Here is an 18,879-nt window from a genome sequence, read left to right on the forward strand (position 1 = left end):
GCTGGGTGAGCCTGCATGGCCGCCATGTCTTTGGAATGATTCTTCACCAGCACTCGCCATGCATGGCTGATCTGCGGCACCGACCCTTGCGCATCCATACCTTTGGTATTAGCGTGCAAGTAATAGGGGTTCGGAAGGCGCGGTAAGCAATCGCCAGTTACCATTTGTTTGCGCTGCGTTGACAATTCATTCACCCCGGGGCGACTCGGAACCTTAGAAGGTGGCTCAATGAACGTCGTTCTTCCCGAACTGGGGTCCCGCCTGGCCGAGTCGCTTTATGACGAGGTCATGGACATTGCCTGTGACCTGCGCGCTCTTTTGCGCGGCGGCATTCCCGCCGGCATCCAGGGGGCCGAGAATTGCCTGTCCTATGTCCGTGCGACCGGAACAGTGACGGCCGAGATTATTTCGTTGGTGTGCTGGGCCTGCGCCTATCGGGCGGTTCAGGGACGCGACATGGAGGTCGAGCCGTTCGTGGCTTTGGCGCGCGAATTGGGCGAGATCCATCCGGGTGAGGTCGGGACCCCGGGTGACGACGATTACCAATGTCTGGAAGGTCTTGATCATCTGCGATGCCGGATCGAGACGGTGGCGGCTCGGGTCCGGCGATTGGAGAATGTCTCGGACTGACCGAGCGTTGTCGGGCATCGTGGCTGGGGGGATATTAGACTTGGGGTTGACGAATTTTGCGCCTCGGTCCATACCGACGGTGGGGGATGGCGCGGAATGAATTTTCAGTCCTTCGGGTTCAGCTGGGTTGGCACGGGGCGGCGTCATGTCCTGCCCTGGCTGGCCGCCTGTGTGGTCTGTCTTCTGTGCGGTGCCGCCCTTCTTCACGTCGATAGGGTCGAGCGCCAGCGTTGGCGCGAGGCCGAGCGGCTGCGCGCGATGGTCCAGCTCGACACCATCCGGTCGCGGCTTGAAGCCGGCTTGTACGACCCGCTTCTGCGTATCCGCGGCATGGCCGCCCAGATCATCGCCCGCGGCGACATCACCCAGGCCGAGTTCGACCGCGCCGCCGAGTATCTGCTGCGCGGCCATCGCAATGTCCGCAACATGGTGGTCAGCCGTGGCATGGTGATCGCAATGAGCTATCCGCTGGCCGGCAATGAAAGCGTGATCGGCGTCGATTACCGCTCGATCCCGGCCCAGTACGCCTTGGTGGTGAAGGCGATGGAGACCCGCAAGGCGATCATGCAGGGGCCGATTCCGCTGATCCAGGGCGGCACCGGCCTGATCGCGCGTCTTCCGGTGTTCGTCGACGGCGACAGCCGGTTCTTCGGCATGGTCAACATCATTCTGGACGTTCCGGCAACCTTGGCCGACGCCGGCCTGCAAAGCGACGACCTGCCGATCGAAGTGGCCATCCGCGGCCGCGACGGCCTGGGCGCCGCCGGCGCGGTGTTCCATGGCCGCGAAGGGCTGTTCGCCCAGTCCCCGGTCGAGGCCGACGTGCGCCTGCCCTATGGCAGCTGGCGGCTGGCGGCGATCCCGAAAGGCGGCTGGGACAAGAACGATCCCGCTCTGGTTCGGTCGCGCTTGCTGTTGGCGGGGATGTTCGTCCTGGTGGTGCTGTTCAGCTTCGCCACCGCCCGCTACATCATCGACCGCGAGATCCGCAGCCGGGCGCTGGGCTTGAAGACCCGCGAGCTGGAGCGGTCGAACGCCGACCTTGAACGCTTCGCCTATGTCGCGTCGCACGACCTGCAGACGCCGCTGCGCACCATCGGCAGTTTCGCCCAGTTGCTCGAGCGCCGCTATCGCGGGCGGCTGGATTCCGAAGCCGACGAATTCCTGTCCTTCATCACCGACGGAGCCCACCGAGTCAGTCAGATGGTGATCGATCTGTTGAACTATGCCCGGGTGGAAGGCGCCGGCCGCGAACTGGTTCCGGTGCCGACGGCCGAGTTGTTGGACGACATCCTGTCCTATACCCGGACCGACATGGATCAGATCGGCGCCACCATTTCGGTCGGGCCGCTGCCGACGGTGATGGGGGACCCGACCCAGTTGGTCAGCCTGTTCCAGAACCTGATCGACAACGCGGTCAAGTACCGTGACCCGACGCGCCCGCTGGAAATCACCGTTTCCGCGCGGCCGGCCGCCGACGGCACCTGGGAATTCTGCGTCGCCGACAACGGCATTGGCATCGATCCGCAATATTCCGAGAAGATCTTCGAGTTCTTCCAGCGCCTGCACCCGCCCGGCACTGGCAGCGGCGCCGGTGTCGGGCTGGCCCTGTGTCGGCGCATCGTCCACCGCCTGGGCGGCGACATCCGCGTCGAATCCAGCCTGGGGCAGGGGGCCCGCTTTCTGTTCACCCTGCTCGATCCGGCCGAGGCGGCACGCCGGGCCGGTTGACGGCAACCGTTCCGGCATGCGACCTTGCCGGCCAGATTTGATCTTCAGAAGTGGGAGGCCCCGTCATGTCCGGTGTTCTGGTCGGTTTCATCGCGTTCCTGGTGGCCAGTGGCGCGATCTATCTGTTGGTCCAGTGCATCGGCCCGGCGGCTGGCGCCGATGCCGGCCATGGTCACGGCCACGGTCACGGTCATCACTAAGCGACAAAGCTTGGTCGAACCACGAAAGGCCGCCCTTGGGCGGCCTTTTGTTTATGAGGGGCCGTCGTCGCCGGAAAATTCGACCACCAGCGCCATCACCGCGATCAGCGCCGCCCAGCCGCCGAACAGCCACAGATACAGCAGCGGGATGCCGGCGATGGCGTGATCCTTCGACGCCACCGCCAGGAAGGGCGGGAAGAACAGCGCCAGCCCTAGCAGGAAGGCGGCGGTCAGCCGCTCTTTGCGGCCCGATGGCCGGGCCAGGCGCAGACGTTGCGGGCGAGCCGGCCGGGCCATGTCAGTCGGCCCCAATGGTGGCGTTGATGGCGCAGGAATCGCGGGCGGCGGCGAGCACCTGGCCCAGGGTGACCAGGCCACGCGCTTCCAGCCGCTCGACCAGCCTGACCAGGACGTCGGCGGTGGTCAGCGCGTCGGCCAGGGCCGAGCGATGGGGCGGCACCGACACGCCCAGCCGGCGGGCCAGGGCGTCCAGGCTGGAATCGGCGCCGGGATCGGCCAGGCCGGACAGCAGCATGGTATCGACCACCGGGGCCGAGATCGGGGGCGCTTGGCCGGCCAGCAGGAAGCGAAGGTCGAAGGCGGCGTTGTGGCCGGCCAGGATCGATCCGGCGGCGAAATCCAGGAATTGCGGCCGGACCACCGACAGGGGCGGCTTGTCCTTGACCATCGCATCGGTGATGCCGTGGAAAATGGTGCTGGATGGCGGGATCGGCCGGCCGGGATTGATCAGCCGGTCGAAGGTGTCGGTGGTCAGCACCTTGCCGCCGGCCACCCTGACCGCGCCGATCTGGATGATGGCGTCGCCGTCGTCGGGGCGCAGGCCGGTGGTTTCGCAATCGAACACCACGAAGGACAAGGCGGACAGACGGGTGTCGGACAGCGGGCCGGCGTCGCAATGGGCGCGCATCAGGGCGAAATCGTGGAATTCCGGCCGTGGCGCCGACCGCTGGTCGGACGGGGTGAATTGCAAGCGCTCGGGGGCCGGGAAGGGCAGGCGCAGGATGGCGCGGTCCTTGCCCTTGAGCACCTGGCTCCAGGGTTCCGATCCATGCTGGTCCAAGATGTCGCGCAAGGATCGGCGGTCGGACGAGCCGTCGGGCGTCCGGCTCAGCCAGGCATCCAGGCTGGACGAGGCGATGGCCGGGCCGGACCACGAGATATCCAGATAGACGTGGCGGTCGGCCAGCAGGGCCTCGACATCGAAGCTGGTGCGCCCGGTTTCGTGGCGCAGGCGCAGGATCAGGGAATGAAGGACCAAGGGCAGCGACTGGGCGTCGCCTTTCAGCCACAGCGGGATTCCCTCCATGGTCAGGCCGATGCGGTCCCTGGCGCAGTCGCGCGCCAGGCAATTGAACAGGTCCAGCGAATAGATGTCGGCCATCACACCCTGGGCGTCCGAGCGGGCCAGGAAGTCGGATTCCAGTTCCTCGATACGCTGGGACAGGATGGTCGATTCCTCGACCACCACCTCGTCGAAGGCGGCGCGCTCGCGCGCGGTCATGTCGGGGAAGGTGGAAATGGTCTCGGCGGCGGCGCGCAGGTTGGCGATCGGGCGGCGCAGGTCCTGGGTGATCGCCTTTCTAAGCGCATTGTCGCGCTCCAGCGCCGCGTCGTCCCGGCCGGAATCGGACAGGCGGATCAGATAGCCGCCGAATCCCGCGATCACCGTCAGCCGGCCGTGCAGCAGGCGGCTGGCGTCGGTGGTGGCGCACACCATCGCCGCCGACCTGGCCGAGGGATGGCCGGGCATCGACAATTGCGCCAGGACATGCAGCACCGGCTCGCGGGTCACCAGCGCAAACAGCGGCTGTCCGGGCGCGATATCCTCGCCCAGCAGGCGGGCGGCGGCCGGGTTGGCCTGGATCACCCGGTGGTCGGTGGCCACCACCAGGATTCCGTCCGACAGGTCGGCCAGCACGGCATCCAGCCACGATTGCCGCTCGGCCAGCTGGGCACTGGTGCGGGACGCCGCCGCTTCGGCCTGATGACGGTCGGCCCGCAGGCGGTCGAGCAGACGGAGCAAGGGGGCCAGCACCGACCCCAGACCGTGGCCATCGGCAAGATGGAGGGCGCGCTCGCCGTGGCGCTGCTCGGCGATGGCGGTCAACTCGGCCGACAACGCCGCCAGCGGGTCGAACAAAAGCACCGACAGGCGTTGCCACAGCAAGGCCAGGGCCGCCGCGATCAATCCGGCGCCGGCCAGGGCCAGCATCAGCGCGCTGTCGCGGTCCATGTCGCGGGCCAGCAAGGCCGTGCCTGCGACCACCACGGCGGCCAACGCGCCGACGCCGCCGATCCGAAGGGCGACCTTGGCGCGATCGGGCATGGCTGGGCTCCGATCCCTAGGGGGTGCCGAGAATTTGACGGACCTTCTCGACCACGTCGCGGGTCGAGAAGGGTTTGGTGACGTAATCGTCGGCGCCCAGCGCCAGGCCCTTTTCGCGCTCGACCTCGCGGCCGCGCGCAGTCAGCATGATGACGCGGATGTCGTTCCAGTCGGGATTGGCGCGGATGGTCTGGCAGACGTCGAACCCGTCACGCTTGGGCATCATCACGTCCAGCAGGACCAGGCCGGGCTTGAACTGGGCGACCGCCTCCAGCGCCGCTTCGCCGTCGCGGGCGACATGCACGGTGTAGCCGACCTGCTTGAGCAGGAATTCCAGCGACAAGACGATATTGGGTTCGTCGTCCACCACCAGGACCGATGCCGCCACGCTTCACTCCTCCTGTCTGTCCGCCATCGTCTGCCGCGATGGTCGCAAGGTCCCGACTCTAACACGCATTCCTGGGCCTGTCATGGGCCGGCCGCCTCCAGGAAGGCCAGGGCGGCGCGCCACAGGATCACCGCGTCGGACAGCCCGCTCGGGCGCAGTTCGGCATGGGCCAGTTTGGTGGGCACGAACAGCTGGGCCCGGGGCGCCATGCGAGCCAGGGCCGCACTTTCGGTCCATGGGATGATGCGGTCGTCCTGGCCGTGCACCAGGATCAGCCGGGCCGCCAGGGGCGACAGGTCGCGGGGTGCCAGGTCCAACTGGGCGATCTCGGCCTTGATGCGCGGCGGCAACTTGTCCAGCAGGGCCGGCACGCGGGCCGGGTCGGTATTGTCGAGCAGGGCCATCACCGCCCGACCCTGCGGCTTCAACAAGCCGACCAGATCGTCGATGCCGGCGGCGGAATCATTCAGGCGCCGTTGGGCGATGCCGTCCAGGGCGGCGCGATCGGCCGAATCGTCCAGACGTCCCAGGTTCGAGCGCACGAACACCCACTTGCCATAAGCATTGGGGACCGCGTGCATCCAGTCCTGCCCGGGCCCCTGGCGATAGGCCCCGGTGGTGAAGAAGGTCGCCGCAGCCTTCAGGTCATAGGCGCCGCCGATGCCCAGCAGAAAGGTCACCGCTGTCTGCTCCAGGGCGGCATGCACCGCCGGCAGCACCCCATAGGACACCGCCACCACGCCGACGCGGTCCAGATGACGTTCGCTGGCCAGCCAGCCTGCTGCGGCGGCGATGGGGCGGCGGTCGGCGCCCGACAATTCCAGGCGGCGCAGGTTGGCGATGTCGGGGACCACGACCAGGAAGCGCAGGCGGGCCAAGGTCTCGGCCAGGGCCACCAGGCGGGGATGGTCCTTGCCCGAGCGGTCGGCGCCCGGCACCAGCACCAGCCCGGCCCGAGCCTTTTCGGCCGGCAGGTAAAGATCGGCATGGGTGTCGCCGATGGTCACGCTTTGCCGCGCCGGCCGGGCGGTCACGCGCTGCAACAGGCTGGGCTTTCCGTCGGCCAGAAGGTCGCCCAGCAGCAGGGCGGCATCAATGGCGCGGGGCAGGGTGCCGCTGGCGGTGGCCCAGCCGGCGATGGCCAACAGCACCATCAGGACCAGCGCGGTCTTCTTCACAGCAGGCCGACCTCTTCCATCTTTTCCTTCAGGCGCTCCTCTTTCTTGCGAAGGGCGGCCTCCATGCGCTTGATGCGCAAATCCAGGGCCTCGATGTTGGCCAGGCGCTCGGCCCGCTTGTGCTTGGACCATTCCGCCGAGGCCCGCTTCAGGCCCCATTCGCCGGCGAAGAACAACAGCATGGCCCCAGCCGCCAGCGCCACCAGGGCGGCGGTGCCGCCATAGGACCGATCGACCGCCACCACCGCGCCCCAGAAGCCGATGCTGACCATCGCCCCCGAGCCCAGCAGCGCGATGCGGCTGATGGTGCGGTCGCGGTCGACATGGCGCTTCTCGGCATCGCGGATGGCGTTGGCGATTTCCTCTTTGGCGATGGCCTGCCAGGTGCGAAAGCTCATCCCCTTGACCGTGCGGTTGTCGCGGATGACTTGTTCCATCTTGCGCACCAGATATTCGGCCTGCTGTTCCGGCGTCGGTCCGTCCGACATGCGTCCCCGTCTGATCTGCCTTGTGTGACGCGACTGTAGCATCATCCGTGCCGACACCGTATAGAGCAGGCCGATGGAAAACGATCTTATCACCCTGGCGCCCTTGGCCGGGCTGCTGCTGGCGGCCGGCGCCTTTGCCGGAATCGTCGCCGGGCTGCTGGGAATCGGCGGCGGTTTGGTGCTGGTGCCGGTGCTGTTCACCATTCTGGGCCAGGTCGGCGTGGCCGATAGTGTGCGCATCAAGGTGGCGGTGGGCACCTCTCTGGCCACCATCGTCGCCACCGCCTGGTCGTCGGCCCGCGCCCATTGGCGGCAAGGCAATGTCGATTCCGCATTCTTGAAGAGCTACGGCCCGGTGATCGTCGCCGGCGTGCTGGCGGGATCAGCGGTGGCCGCCCACCTGCGCGGCCCGTTGCTGACGGCCATCTTCGCCATCGTCGCCTGTGTTCTGGCCGTCCAGATCGCGCTGGGCAATCCGGACTGGAAGCTGGGGGATCGTTTGCCCTGCGGAATCGGCCGCCTGGTGATCGGCGGAACCATCGGCATGTTGTCGGCCCTGATGGGGATCGGCGGCGGCACCATGACCGTGCCGGTGATGACCATGTACGGCACCTCGGTCCATCGCGCCGTCGGCACAGCCGCCGCCATGGGCTTCATCATCGGCGTTCCCGGTGCCCTGGGCTTCATCGCAGGCGGCTGGGGCAATCCCGATCTGCCGCCCTTCAGCCTGGGTTACGTCAGCCTGGTGGGATTGGCGCTGATCGTGCCGACCTCGGCCGCCTGCGCGCCATTCGGGGCCAGGTTGGCACTGAAGTTGGATCGCATGGTGCTGCGCCGGGTGTTCGCCGTGTTCCTGGCCGTCACCGCCGCGCGGATGATCTGGACTTTAATTTTCTAAGCCCGAGTGGCGACTGAACCGCCCGGCACGGGCGCGCCAAAGGCAGCCCTTAGCGCACCGGGATCGCCGCCGGCACGAAGCCGATCAGGCGGTCGTTGCCTTCGTTATAGGGCTGCGAGTAGCAACTGGGCTTGGCGATCGAGGCATAGCAATAGACCTGCGCCGGCGGCGATGGCGGCGCCGGCCAATCGACGCACCACACGCCCTCGCGCTGGGCGCGGACGGTCGAGCAATCCTTGCCGGTGATCCAAGTGGCGACATGGTCGCCCATGGTCTTTCGGGTGTTGATGACGCTCAACACCTCGAGATTCATGAAGAGATTGAAGTCGCCCACATTGGCGACCTCGGTCTCGATGCCTTCGCGCCCGACGAAGGCGCAACTGGACAGAAGCAGTACGGCTGCCAGAGGGGCGGCCAGGGGGGCGCAAAGCCTGATCATGTTCTATGACCCCATGTCATGTTGACTTATAGTGAGCGCGAACGCCGGATCGGGTCAAAGGAATTGTAGGCCAAGGCCGGCAAACAAAGGCTTAACGGACGAGGCGAGGCGATGGCGGTCGAGACCCCCTTGTGTGATTTCGGATGGAAGGCCCCGGATTTCCGCCTGCCGGGAACCGATGGCAAGCTTTGGTCGCTGGCCGACATTCAAGGCCCCAATGGGACCTTGATCATGTTCATCTGCAATCATTGCCCCTATGTCCAGGCCATCGTCGATCGCCTGGTGCGCGACGTTGCCGGCTTGCAAGGCCAGGGCATCGGCGTGGCGGCGATCATGTCCAACGACACTGCAGCCTACCCCGAGGATTCGTTCGACAACATGGCGCTTTTCGCCGCCAGCCACGGCTTCACCTTTCCCTATCTATTCGACGAGACGCAAGCGGTGGCGCGGGCCTATGACGCCGTCTGCACCCCGGACTTCTTCGGTTTCGACGGCGCGCTGGGGCTGCAATATCGCGGCCGGCTGGACGCCTCGAAGCGCGAGGCCGGCCCGGCCGACGCCCGGCGCGAGCTGTTCGACGCCATGACCCAGGTGGCGCGAACCGGGCGAGGGCCGGCCGAACAGGTCGCCAGCATGGGCTGCTCGATCAAATGGAAGAGTTAGATTTGCTTCCGGCCAAGGCGGCAGCTATGGTACCGCCGTTCGTTCCCGGGAGAGACATGCCTTGACCAAACCGACCGATGATGCCGCCACCGACCTTCTGATCAAGGAGGTTGACGAGGATCTTAGGCAAGAGCGGCTGGAATCCCTGTGGAAACGCTATGGCGGTCTGTTCGTCGCCGCCTCGGCGGTGCTGGTGATGGCCGTCGCCGGCTTCCAGGGCTGGAACGCCTGGGATTCCAAGCAGCGCCAGCAATCCAGCGTCCATTTCAACGAGGCGACCCGGCTGATCGAGCAGGGCAAGCGCGACCAGGCCCAGACCATCCTGGGCAAGCTGGTCGTCGACGGCACCAAGGGCTATCGCGTGCTGGCCGAGCTGAAGCTGGCCGACCTCAGTCAGGAAGCCGGCGACCTGGGGGGCGCCGCCGCCTTGTACGAGAAGATCGCCGCCAGCAGCGCCGACGCCACCTATCGCGACGTCGCCCGCCTCAAGGCGGCCTATCTCAAGCTCGACAGCGCCGATCCGGCCGCCATCGAGAAGCTGGCCGAGCCGCTGTCGGTGGAATCCTCGGCCTGGCGGCATTCCGCCCGCGAGATCCTGGCCCTGGCCGCCGCCAAGAAGGGCGACAATGCCAAGGCCGCCGACATCTACCGCAAGATCGCCGACGACCAGGCGGCGCCGCAGGGGTTGCGCGCCCGCGCCGCCGAAATGCTGGCGGCCCTGGGCGGCGCCAAGTAAGGGGGGGCTGGGCATGATGCGGCGACTGGCATGTTTGGTGGCGGCGACGGTCATTTTGTCGGGCTGCTCCTGGGTGGGTGAAAAAGAGGCGCCGCCCCTGCCGGGCAAGCGCGTCTCGGTGCTGTCGCGCGAAAAGGCCATCGAGCCCGAGATCAAGGGCGAGCCGGTGGAAATCCGCCTGCCGCCGCCGGAACCCAACGACGATTGGCCGCAATCGGGCGGCTATGCCAACCATGCCATGCATCACATGGAGGTCGGCGACCGCCTGGACCGCGTGTGGCGGTCGGGCATCGGCACCGGTTCGAGCAAGCGGGCCAAGCTGCTGTCCCAGCCGATCATCGCCGACGGTCGCGTCTTCACCCTGGACGCCGATACCGAGGTGCGTGCCTTCGACGTCCGCACCGGCAAGAAGCTGTGGGCGGTGGATATCACGCCGAAGGGCGAGGGTGACACCTTCTCGGGCGGCGGCATCGCCTATGAGGACGGGCAATTGTTCATCTCGACCGGCTTCGCCCAGGTGGTGTCGTTGGACGCCGCCTCGGGCCAGGTCCGCTGGCGCCAGACCCTGTCGGGACCGATGCGCGGCGCGCCGACCGTGCGCGGTGGCCGGGTGGTGGTGATCACCGTCGATAACCAGACCCATTGCCTTGCCGCCGAGGATGGCGGCGTGCTGTGGACCCATCAGGGCATCGCCGAGGTCGCGAGCGTCCTGGGCGGCAACAGCGCGGCCATCGACGGCAACACCGTGGTCGTACCCTATTCGTCGGGCGAATTGTTCGCACTGCGCCTCGAGAACGGCTCGGTCCTGTGGCAGGAGCAATTGGCCGCGGTGCGCCGCACTGAAAGCGTCGGCTCGCTGATCGCCATTCGCGGCCGTCCGGTGATCGATCGCAACCGCGTCTATGCCATCGGCCATGCCGACATGATGGTCGGGCTGGACCTGCGCTCGGGCCGCCGTCTGTGGGAACGCGAGATCGGCGGCATTCAAAGCCCGTGGGTGGCCGGCGACTTCCTGTTCGTCATCACCAACAACAACGAGGTGGTGGCGATGGACGCCAAGACCGGTCAGTTGTTGTGGGTGACCCAGGTGCAGATGTGGAAGGATATCGAGGACCGTGAAGGCCGCATCATCTGGGCCGGGCCGGTGCTGGCCTCGGACCGCCTGATCGTCGCCAGTTCGCACGGCAAGCTGCTGTCGCTGTCGCCCTATACCGGGCAGGTGTTGGGCAGCCTGTCGATCTCGGACGGCGTCACGATCTCGCCGTCGGTGGCCTTGCAGACCTTGTTCTTCTTGACCGACGACGCCGACTTGGTGGCTTATCACTGACATGACTTTCACCGTAGCTATCGTCGGCCGGCCCAATGTCGGCAAATCGACCCTGTTCAATCGTCTGGTCGGCCGCCGGGTCGCCATCGTCCACGACATGCCCGGCGTCACCCGCGACCGCCGCGAGGGCGACGCCACGCTGTTGGGCATGGATTTCCGTGTCATCGACACCGCCGGCTTCGAGGACGCCACCGGCGATTCCATCGAGGCGCGCATGCGCCGCCAGACCGATCAGGCGGTGGCCGAGTCCGATGTCGTCTTGATGCTGATCGACGCCCGCGCCGGCGTCACCCCGCTGGATCGCCATTTCGGCGACCTGCTGCGTCGGTCCAAGACCCCGGTCATCCTGGTGGCCAACAAATGCGAGGGCAAGGCCGGCGCGCCCGGCCTTTACGAATCCTACGCTCTGGGCCTGGGCGAGCCGGTGCCGCTGTCGGCCGAGCACAACGAGGGCATGGCCGAACTGTTCGACGCCTTGATGCCCTATGCCAAGGCGGCCGGCGCCCTGGACGACGAGGACGAGGAAGAAGAGCCGTTCCCCGACGAGATCGTCGTCGATGACGAGGAGATCACCACCGAGGACCGGCCCGAACGGCCGCTGCAATTGGTGATCGTCGGGCGGCCCAATGTCGGCAAATCAACGCTGGTCAACCGCCTGCTGGGCGAGGACCGCATGCTGACCGGCCCCGAGGCCGGTCTGACCCGCGACGCCGTCACGGTGGAGTGGGAGCATCGCGGCCGGCGTTTCCGGCTGGTCGATACCGCGGGCCTGCGCAAGCGCGCCAACATCGACGACCCGGTCGAGAAGCTGTCGGTGTCCAACACCCTCGAGGCGATCCGCTTGGCCGAGGTGGTGGTGCTGGTGCTGGATCAGGCGGCGATCCTCGACAAGCAAGACCTGACCATCGCCCGCATGGTCATCGAGGAAGGCCGCTCGTTGGTGCTGGCCATCAACAAGTGGGACGCGGTCGATAAGCCGGAAGAAGCGCTGAAGCGCCTGAAGGATCGCTGCGAAACATCGCTGCCGATGGCCCGCGGCCTGGCGGCGGTGACCATCAGCGCTTTGACCGGCAAGGGCATCCCCCGCCTGATGGATGCCGTGCAAGATACCCACGCCGTGTGGAATCGCCGCATCCCGACCTCGCAGTTGAACCGTTGGCTGGAAGAGGTGGTCAGCCACCATCCGCCGCCGGCTTTGCCGGGCGGGCGGCGCATCAAGATCCGCTATATGACCCAGACCAAGGCACGGCCGCCGACCTTCGTGATCTTCGCCTCGAAGCCCGAGGAATTGCCGGAAAGCTATAGCCGGTACCTGATCAACGGCCTGCGCGAGAGCTTCAAGCTGCCGGGCGTGCCGATCCGCCTTTACGTGCGGGCCGGGCGCAATCCCTACGCCAACAAGGGCTGACCGCCTATTTGTGCGGGCTGAACAGGTCGATGGTCTTGCAGATCAACGACCCGATCGGCCTGGCCTTGGGGGGCGGCAATTTGGCGGCCAGGAAGCCGTCGATGGCGGCGCGGGGGTCTGTTTCGGCGGTCAGTACCGCTTCGACGCCACGCTTGGCCATGTGCTTCAGGAACCCGTCGCCGGCCGATTGGGCGATCAGGACGGTGATGCCGTCCAAGGGATGGGCCTGGTCGTCAGGATGGTGGTGGAAGACCTGATCGGCGCCGAACTCGACCCGTTCGGGCCCGGTCACCGCGCCGTCTTCGGCGACGGCGAACACCAGCCACTTGCGGGCGCGCCCGGCATGGCCGCTGACTTTGGTGAAATCGGCACTGGCGACGGCGATCTTCATTGCTCAAAAATTCATCTATGATCAACTATGACTAAATATTGCCCACATGAACTAATGGTGCAAGGATTGTTCTATGCGCGGGGGCGTTTTCACCCCTCGATTCCCCCTCACGAATCGTGCATGGTTGCGGTTGAGCAGCCACTGATCAATCTGGCGGAGGTATAAGGCGTGCCCGTTCGAATCCTGATCGCCGAGGATCAGCTTTTGGTCCGTCAAGGGCTGGCGGCTTTGCTGAAGCCGGAAGATGTCGAGATCGTTGGTGAAGCCGAAGATGGCGAAGCTGCCGTGGCGATGGCCCGGACCCTGCGCCCCGACATTGTGCTGATGGATCTGACCATGCCGGTCCTGGACGGTGTCGAGGCGACCCGACGCATCAAGCGGGTGGCGCCGCAGGTCCGCGTTCTGGTGCTGACCATCGCCAATTGCGAGCGTCGCGTCGCCGAGGCCCTGGCGGCCGGCGCCGATGGTTATGCCTTGAAGAAGCTGGGGCACGAGGAATTGATGGCGGCCATCAGTTCGGTTCGTGCCGGCAAGAGCTATCTGGGGCCGGGGATCGACGCCGCCCTGGTCAAATCCCACCTGGAGGAGGGCGACGCCAACCCGGTGTCGCTGACCGGCCGCGAAAGCGAGGTCCTGCGCCTGATCGCCCAGGGCCTGAAGAATCGCGAAATCGCCGACAGCTTGTCCATCGCCGTCAAGACCGTCGAGACCCATCGCACCAAGATCATGCAGAAGCTGGATCTGCACAATTCGGCGGAATTGGCGACCTACGCCATTCGCCGCGGCCTGATCGACTAGTGTGTGCCGATTTCTCGTTCGTTTGGACGAGGGATCGGTCGAAAGGACGAGCGTCCTCGTTCCTTCGCAATCTACCGCTCCGCCCCGTTCGTAGTGTTTCCTGGCGATGCCACGTGGCAAGCAGGAGGCCATCCGCGGTGGGAGCCGACGGCAGCGATTTTCACACCCAGGCCGCAATCCTGGCGGCATTGCCCGATCCCATCGTGGCGATCGATGGCGATGGACGTCTGGCCTTCGCCAATCTTGCGGCACAGGATTGCCTGCGGGACCGGACGGCTTTGTTCGCCGATTTGGGGGCGCTTTGCGATCGGGTGCGGTCGGAAGGGCAGCCACAGTCGGCGGTCATCGGCGGCGAATGGGAATGGCGGGCGCGGCCGGCCGGTGGCGGGCTGGTGGTGGCATCGCCGCGTTCGGTGCCGGCGGATCTGGCCGCCGAGCTGGCGGCCATCCAAGACGATAACCGCGCCTTGCTGCAAGAGATTCACCATCGCGTGAAGAACAGCCTGCAGGTGGTGTCGGCGATGCTGCGGATGCAATCCTGGCGCCTGGGCGACAGCCCGATGCGCTGGCCGTTCGAGGAAGCCTGCAGCCGGATCCTGACCTTGGCCTCGGTCCACGAGGTGCTGTATCGCCAAGGCAGCCCGGGCGCGGTGGACTTCGCCGCCATCCTGGCCCCCCTGGTCGAGGGTTTGGCCCGCCAGCGTGAGGACGGTCGGCCCTTGCCGACGGTGACCATCGGGGGCGGCAAATTGCTGCTGACCATCGACAGGGCGATCCCCGCCGCTCTGATCGTCCAGGAATGGTTGTCGGTCGCCAGGGGGGCGGTCTCGATTACCTTGTCTCCGGGCGGCCCGATCGTGGTGTCGGGCCTGGCCGGGCTCGACCCGGCGAGCTTGGGGGCGCGCATGGTGGCGGTTCTGGTGGCGCAATTGCGCGGGCGGGTCGAGGTCCTATCCGGTCCGCCGGGCGGCCTGGCCTTGCACCTAAAGCAGCAGGATTTCGGGGCGATGGCCGGTAGCGGCCAGGAAACGGCGGAAATCGGCGCTGGCGATGGTGGTGGTCATGTCGTTGCGTAGCGGGTGGTAGTTCAACAGCGGTTGATCCATCATCCAGGAATCCAGCACCGGGGTTACCCTGTGGTGCTGGTCGTTGATCAAGGCGAACGGCGTCACCGAGCCCGGTTCGACCCCCAGCACCTCGCCCAGCAGTTCGGCCGAGCCGAAGGACAGCCTGGCGGCGCCGATGGCGCCGGGCAGACGCTTCAGGTCGATCCGCTTGTCGGCCGGCGCCACCACCAGCCACAGCCGCCCCTTGCCGTCCTTCAGGAACAGGTTCTTGCAATGGATGCCGGGGATGTTGCCCCACACTTCGTTGCCCTGCTCGACGGTGAAGGCCGGGGCGTGGCGGTGGGTGGTGACAGTGATCCCCAACTCGCCAAGGTGGGCCAGTAATGCTTCGGGCGTAAGGGGCAAGGTCGGTCGATCTCCGGTGTCAATGGCGGCTTTGGATAGATCATCATAGTCGCGGCGCCGACGCAACGGTGGGCCGGGCGGTCTTCCGTCGGAGGGGAATTGGGGGTACCATTTCCATCCAACACGGGCGGAGTCCGCTTCATGACCGGATGGCAATTCTGGATCGACCGGGGCGGGACCTTCACCGACATCGTCGCACGGTCCCCCGACGGGGACCATCTGACCCTGAAATTGCTGTCGGAAAGCCCCGGCCATTACGACGATGCCGCCCTGGCCGGCATCCGCCGTTTCCTGGGCCTTTCCGCCGGTCAGCCCATCGAGCCGGGTCTGGTCGATTGCGTCAAGATGGGGACCACGGTGGCCACCAACGCCTTGCTGGAACGCAAGGGCGACCGGGTGGCGCTGGCGGTTACCGCCGGCTTCGCCGACCTGTTGCGCATCGGCACCCAGAACCGTCCCGACATCTTCGCCCGCGCCATCCGCCTGCCCGACATGCTGTACGAGCGGGTGATCGAGATTCCCGAACGGATCGGCCCGAAGGGCGAGGTGCTGCGCCCGCTGGACCGCCTGACGGCGACGCAGGGGCTGCTGGACGCCTATGATGCCGGCATCCGCTCGGTGGCCGTCTTGTGTCTGCACGCCTATCGCTTCCCCGAGCACGAGCTGGAAATCGGCCGCCTGGCGCGCGAGATCGGCTTCACCCAGGTCAGCCTGTCGCACCAGGCCAGCCCGTTGATGAAGGCGGTCGGGCGCGGCGACACCTGTGTCGCCGACGCCTATCTGTCGCCGGTGCTGCGCCGCTATGTCGATCGCGTCGCCGCCGATCTGGGCGGCACGCGGCTGATGTTCATGCAATCCTCGGGCGGGCTGACCGACGCCCGGCGCTTCCAGGGCAAGGACGCCATCCTGTCCGGGCCGGCCGGCGGCGTGGTCGGCGGCGTCGCCACCGCCCGATTGGCCGGGTTGGACCATCTGATCGGCTTCGACATGGGCGGCACCTCGACCGACGTCTGGCACTGGGACGGCGCCTTCGAACGCAGTTTCGACACCCAGGTCGCCGGCGTGCGTATTCGTGCGCCGATGATGCATATTCACACGGTGGCGGCCGGGGGCGGCTCGGTGCTGGAATATGACGGCGCCCGCTTCCGGGTCGGTCCCCATTCGGCCGGCGCCCATCCGGGGCCTGCCTGCTATGGCAAGGGCGGGCCGCTGACGGTGACCGACTGCAATCTTTTGCTGGGCAAGCTGAACCCCGACTTCTTCCCGCAGGTGTTCGGCCCCGACGGCGCCCAGCCGCTGGATTTGGCCGCCACCCGTGCCGCCTTCGACGCCCTGGCCGGGCGCATCGGCGATGGCCGCTCGCCCCAACAGGTGGCCGAGGGCTTCCTGTCCATCGCCGTGCTCAACATGGCCAACGCCATCAAGCAGGTCAGCGTGGCGCGCGGCTATGACGTCACCACCTATGCCCTGGCCTGTTTCGGCGGTGCCGGCGGCCAGCATGCCTGCCTGGTGGCCGACGCCCTGGGGATGGAGATTGTGTTCCTGCATCCGCTGGCCGGCGTGTTGTCGGCCTATGGCATGGGGGTGGCCGATCTTTCGGTGCTGAAGGAACGCGCCATCGAGGCGGCGTTGGACGGCGAATGCGCGCCGCTGCTTAACCGCGCCTTCGCCGATCTCGAGGCCGAGGGCCGCTGCGAGTTGGAACGCCAAGGAATCGAACGGGCCGACATGCGCACGACGCGCAAGGTGTTCGTGCGCTATCAGGGTTCGGACACCGCGCTGGAGGTGCCGGCGGCCGAACCCGAAGCCCTGGCCCAGGCCTTCGAGCTGGCCCACCGTCAGCGCTTCGGCTTCGTCATGGACCGCGCCCTGGTGGTCGAGGCGGTGTCGGTCGAACTGACCGGCGGCGGCGAGCCCCCGTCCGAGCCCGTGCTGCCCGACCGAACCGGCACCCCGCCGGCTCCGGCCGGCGAGGTCATGATGTTCAGCGGCGGGGTCAGCCGGCCGGCGCCGGTTTACCGTCGCGAACACCTGGCCCCGGGCGATCGGTTGCCGGGGCCGGTGATGATCGTCGAGGCCACCGCCACCACCATCGTCGAGCCCGGCTGGCAGGCCGAAATGAACCCTTACGGCCATCTGATCCTGCGCCGGGTCGAGCCCCGGCCGCACATGGTCGCCGCCGGCACCGAAGTCGATCCGGTGCTGCTGGAAGTCTTCAACAACCTGTTCATGAGCATCGCCGAGCAGATGGGCGCCGTGCTGGCCAACACCGCCCATTCGGTCAACATCAAGGAACGCTTGGATTTCTCTTGCGCGCTGTTCGACGGCTCGGGCGGCCTGGTGGCCAACGCGCCGCACATCCCGGTTCATCTGGGCAGCATGGGCGAAAGCGTGCGGGTGGTGCTCGAGCGTTTCGGCGACACCATCCGGCCGGGTGACTCCTTCGTGCTGAACTCGCCCTATGCCGGTGGGACCCATCTGCCCGACGTCACAATCGTCACCCCGGTCTTCGATGGGGACCGGCCGCTGTTCTTCGTCGCCTCACGCGGGCACCACGCCGATCTGGGCGGCATCACGCCCGGCTCGATGCCGCCCTTATCGACCAGCGTCGATCAGGAAGGGGTGCTGATCGAGCCGATGCGGCTGGTGGATTCCACCGGCTTTCGCGAGCAGGCCATCACGGACCTGCTGACCAAGGGCCCTTGGCCGGTGCGCAACCTGCGCCAGAACCTGGCCGACCTGCAGGCGCAACTGGCCGCCAACGAGACCGGCTTGCGCGAATTGCTGGCCATGACCAGGCGCTACGGCGCCGACACCGTCGCCGCCTATATGGGCCACGTCCAGGCCAACGCCGAGGAATCGGTGCGGCGCGCGGTGGCCGGCCTGGATAGCGGGAGCTTCGAGACCCGCATGGATGACGGCGCGGTGATCCGGGTCGCCGTCACCGTCGATCCGGTCACCCGATCGGCGGTGATCGACTTCACCGGCACCTCGGACCAGCGGCCGGGCAATGCCAACGCGCCCACCGCCATCGCCCGGGCCGCCGTGCTGTATGTCTTTCGCACCCTGGTCGACGATGCCATTCCGCTGAACGAAGGCTGCATGAAGCCCCTGACCCTGGTCATCCCCCCGGGCTCGATGCTGGCACCGCGTCCGCCCGCCGCGGTGGTCGCCGGCAATGTCGAGACCAGCCAGGCCATCGTCGATTGCCTGATGGGGGCGCTGGGCGCCATGGCCGCCAGTCAGGGCACCATGAACAACCTGACCTTCGGCGACGACCGCCACCAATATTACGAGACCATCTGCGGCGGCGCCGGGGGCGGGCCGGGTTTCGACGGCGCCTCGGCGGTGCACACCCACATGACCAACTCGCGGCTGACCGATCCGGAAGTGCTGGAATGGCGCTTCCCGGTTCTGGTGGACGGCTTTTCCATTCGCCGAGGGTCCGGCGGCGTGGGTCTGCATCCCGGCGGCGATGGGGTGGTGCGGCGGCTGAAGTTCCTGGAGCCGATGACCGCCGCCATCTTGTCCAACCGCCGGTCGGTGGCGCCGTTCGGGCTGGCGGGCGGCGGCGACGGGATGAAGGGCGCGAACCGGGTCGAACGGGCCGACGGGTCCGTTCAGGACCTGGCCGGCACCGCCTTGGTCGAGATGAATGCGGGCGACGTGCTGGTGATCGAGACGCCGGGCGGCGGCGGCTATGGGGGCTGTTAGGGAACTGTCGGCTTGGGCTTGCCGAGCGCCAGAATCCCCATGCCCGGCCAACTGCTGCAATCGCCGCTGAT

At 67.0% G+C, this 18,879-nt stretch carries 19 protein-coding genes; 11 read left to right on the forward strand and 8 right to left on the reverse strand.

The window, feature by feature from the left end; genetic code table 11:
- The first annotated feature begins 228 nt into the window (after window positions 1-228).
- From MTBLM5_RS18235 to MTBLM5_RS19080, 3 genes are all read left to right on the forward strand, one after another.
- A complete protein-coding gene (locus MTBLM5_RS18235; protein ID WP_173977467.1) occupies window positions 229-630 on the forward strand; it encodes a hypothetical protein in 402 nt (133 codons plus the stop codon).
- A 96-nt stretch (window positions 631-726) separates the two neighbouring features.
- Window positions 727-2,361 (forward strand): ATP-binding protein, encoded by a 1,635-nt coding sequence (locus MTBLM5_RS18240; protein ID WP_173977468.1) that lies wholly within the window; start codon window positions 727-729, stop codon window positions 2,359-2,361.
- Window positions 2,362-2,426: 65 nt separating this feature from the next.
- Window positions 2,427-2,561, forward strand: a complete 135-nt coding sequence (locus tag MTBLM5_RS19080) for a hypothetical protein (protein ID WP_256367186.1) — start codon at window positions 2,427-2,429, stop codon at window positions 2,559-2,561.
- Window positions 2,562-2,612: 51 nt separating this feature from the next.
- On the opposite strand, the gene MTBLM5_RS18245 is transcribed toward MTBLM5_RS19080, so the two are convergent.
- From MTBLM5_RS18245 to MTBLM5_RS18265, 5 genes are all read right to left on the reverse strand, one after another.
- Entirely contained in the window at window positions 2,613-2,858 is a 246-nt protein-coding gene (locus tag MTBLM5_RS18245) for a hypothetical protein (RefSeq protein ID WP_173977469.1), read from the reverse strand.
- 1 nt (window position 2,859) lies between these two features.
- The gene (locus MTBLM5_RS18250) at window positions 2,860-4,908 is read right to left on the reverse strand and encodes an exonuclease domain-containing protein (protein WP_173977470.1); all 2,049 of its coding nucleotides are present in this window, start codon (window positions 4,906-4,908) and stop codon (window positions 2,860-2,862) included.
- Between the two features lie 16 nt (window positions 4,909-4,924).
- Window positions 4,925-5,296, reverse strand: coding sequence for a response regulator transcription factor (locus tag MTBLM5_RS18255; protein ID WP_068501068.1), 372 nt, complete (start codon window positions 5,294-5,296; stop codon window positions 4,925-4,927).
- Between the two features lie 80 nt (window positions 5,297-5,376).
- On the reverse strand, window positions 5,377-6,474 hold the full coding sequence (locus MTBLM5_RS18260) for a S9 family peptidase (RefSeq protein WP_217425060.1): 1,098 nt from the start codon (window positions 6,472-6,474) through the stop codon (window positions 5,377-5,379).
- Window positions 6,471-6,962 carry a hypothetical protein gene (locus tag MTBLM5_RS18265; protein ID WP_173977471.1) on the reverse strand — a complete coding sequence of 164 codons (492 nt, stop codon included), beginning with the start codon at window positions 6,960-6,962 and terminating at the stop codon, window positions 6,471-6,473. Before MTBLM5_RS18265 ends, MTBLM5_RS18260 begins: the two co-directional genes overlap by 4 nt.
- A 73-nt stretch (window positions 6,963-7,035) precedes the next feature.
- Here MTBLM5_RS18265 and MTBLM5_RS18270 point away from each other — a divergent pair, with 73 nt between their 5' ends.
- Entirely contained in the window at window positions 7,036-7,860 is an 825-nt protein-coding gene (locus tag MTBLM5_RS18270) for a sulfite exporter TauE/SafE family protein (RefSeq protein ID WP_173977472.1), read from the forward strand.
- 49 nt (window positions 7,861-7,909) lie between these two features.
- Here MTBLM5_RS18270 and MTBLM5_RS18275 read toward each other — a convergent pair whose 3' ends face one another.
- Window positions 7,910-8,299: a hypothetical protein gene (locus tag MTBLM5_RS18275; RefSeq protein ID WP_173977473.1), complete on the reverse strand. Its 390-nt coding sequence runs from the start codon at window positions 8,297-8,299 to the stop codon at window positions 7,910-7,912.
- 111 nt (window positions 8,300-8,410) lie between these two features.
- Here MTBLM5_RS18275 and MTBLM5_RS18280 point away from each other — a divergent pair, with 111 nt between their 5' ends.
- The 4 genes from MTBLM5_RS18280 to der all read left to right on the forward strand — a co-directional run bounded on the left by MTBLM5_RS18280 (window position 8,411) and on the right by der (window position 12,433).
- Complete coding sequence (locus MTBLM5_RS18280; protein ID WP_173977474.1) at window positions 8,411-8,962, forward strand: thioredoxin family protein; 552 nt, start codon at window positions 8,411-8,413, stop codon at window positions 8,960-8,962.
- A 61-nt stretch (window positions 8,963-9,023) separates the two neighbouring features.
- Window positions 9,024-9,698, forward strand: coding sequence for a tetratricopeptide repeat protein (locus MTBLM5_RS18285; RefSeq protein ID WP_173977475.1), 675 nt, complete (start codon window positions 9,024-9,026; stop codon window positions 9,696-9,698).
- A 13-nt stretch (window positions 9,699-9,711) separates the two neighbouring features.
- Window positions 9,712-11,025, forward strand: a complete 1,314-nt coding sequence (locus MTBLM5_RS18290; protein WP_173977476.1) for a PQQ-binding-like beta-propeller repeat protein — start codon at window positions 9,712-9,714, stop codon at window positions 11,023-11,025.
- Between the two features lies 1 nt (window position 11,026).
- Window positions 11,027-12,433, forward strand: coding sequence for a ribosome biogenesis GTPase Der (der, locus tag MTBLM5_RS18295; protein ID WP_173977477.1), 1,407 nt, complete (start codon window positions 11,027-11,029; stop codon window positions 12,431-12,433).
- Between the two features lie 4 nt (window positions 12,434-12,437).
- Here der and MTBLM5_RS18300 read toward each other — a convergent pair whose 3' ends face one another.
- On the reverse strand, window positions 12,438-12,824 hold the full coding sequence (locus tag MTBLM5_RS18300; RefSeq protein WP_173977478.1) for a NifB/NifX family molybdenum-iron cluster-binding protein: 387 nt from the start codon (window positions 12,822-12,824) through the stop codon (window positions 12,438-12,440).
- Window positions 12,825-12,992: 168 nt separating this feature from the next.
- On the opposite strand from MTBLM5_RS18300, the gene MTBLM5_RS18305 reads away from it, so the two are divergent.
- Entirely contained in the window at window positions 12,993-13,622 is a 630-nt protein-coding gene (locus MTBLM5_RS18305) for a response regulator transcription factor (protein ID WP_173977479.1), read from the forward strand.
- A 137-nt stretch (window positions 13,623-13,759) separates the two neighbouring features.
- Complete coding sequence (locus MTBLM5_RS18310) at window positions 13,760-14,698, forward strand: sensor histidine kinase (RefSeq protein WP_173977480.1); 939 nt, start codon at window positions 13,760-13,762, stop codon at window positions 14,696-14,698.
- On the opposite strand, the gene MTBLM5_RS18315 is transcribed toward MTBLM5_RS18310, so the two are convergent.
- Window positions 14,606-15,094: a prolyl-tRNA synthetase associated domain-containing protein gene (locus MTBLM5_RS18315; protein ID WP_254431123.1), complete on the reverse strand. Its 489-nt coding sequence runs from the start codon at window positions 15,092-15,094 to the stop codon at window positions 14,606-14,608. The genes MTBLM5_RS18310 and MTBLM5_RS18315 overlap by 93 nt on opposite strands.
- Before the next feature lie 141 nt (window positions 15,095-15,235).
- Here MTBLM5_RS18315 and MTBLM5_RS18320 point away from each other — a divergent pair, with 141 nt between their 5' ends.
- The gene (locus MTBLM5_RS18320; RefSeq protein ID WP_173977482.1) at window positions 15,236-18,808 is read left to right on the forward strand and encodes a hydantoinase B/oxoprolinase family protein; all 3,573 of its coding nucleotides are present in this window, start codon (window positions 15,236-15,238) and stop codon (window positions 18,806-18,808) included.
- The last annotated feature ends 71 nt before the right edge of the window (window positions 18,809-18,879 follow it).

The sequence above is a fragment of the Magnetospirillum sp. LM-5 genome (assembly GCF_902729445.1).
Classification (GTDB): Bacteria; Pseudomonadota; Alphaproteobacteria; order Rhodospirillales; family Magnetospirillaceae; genus Magnetospirillum.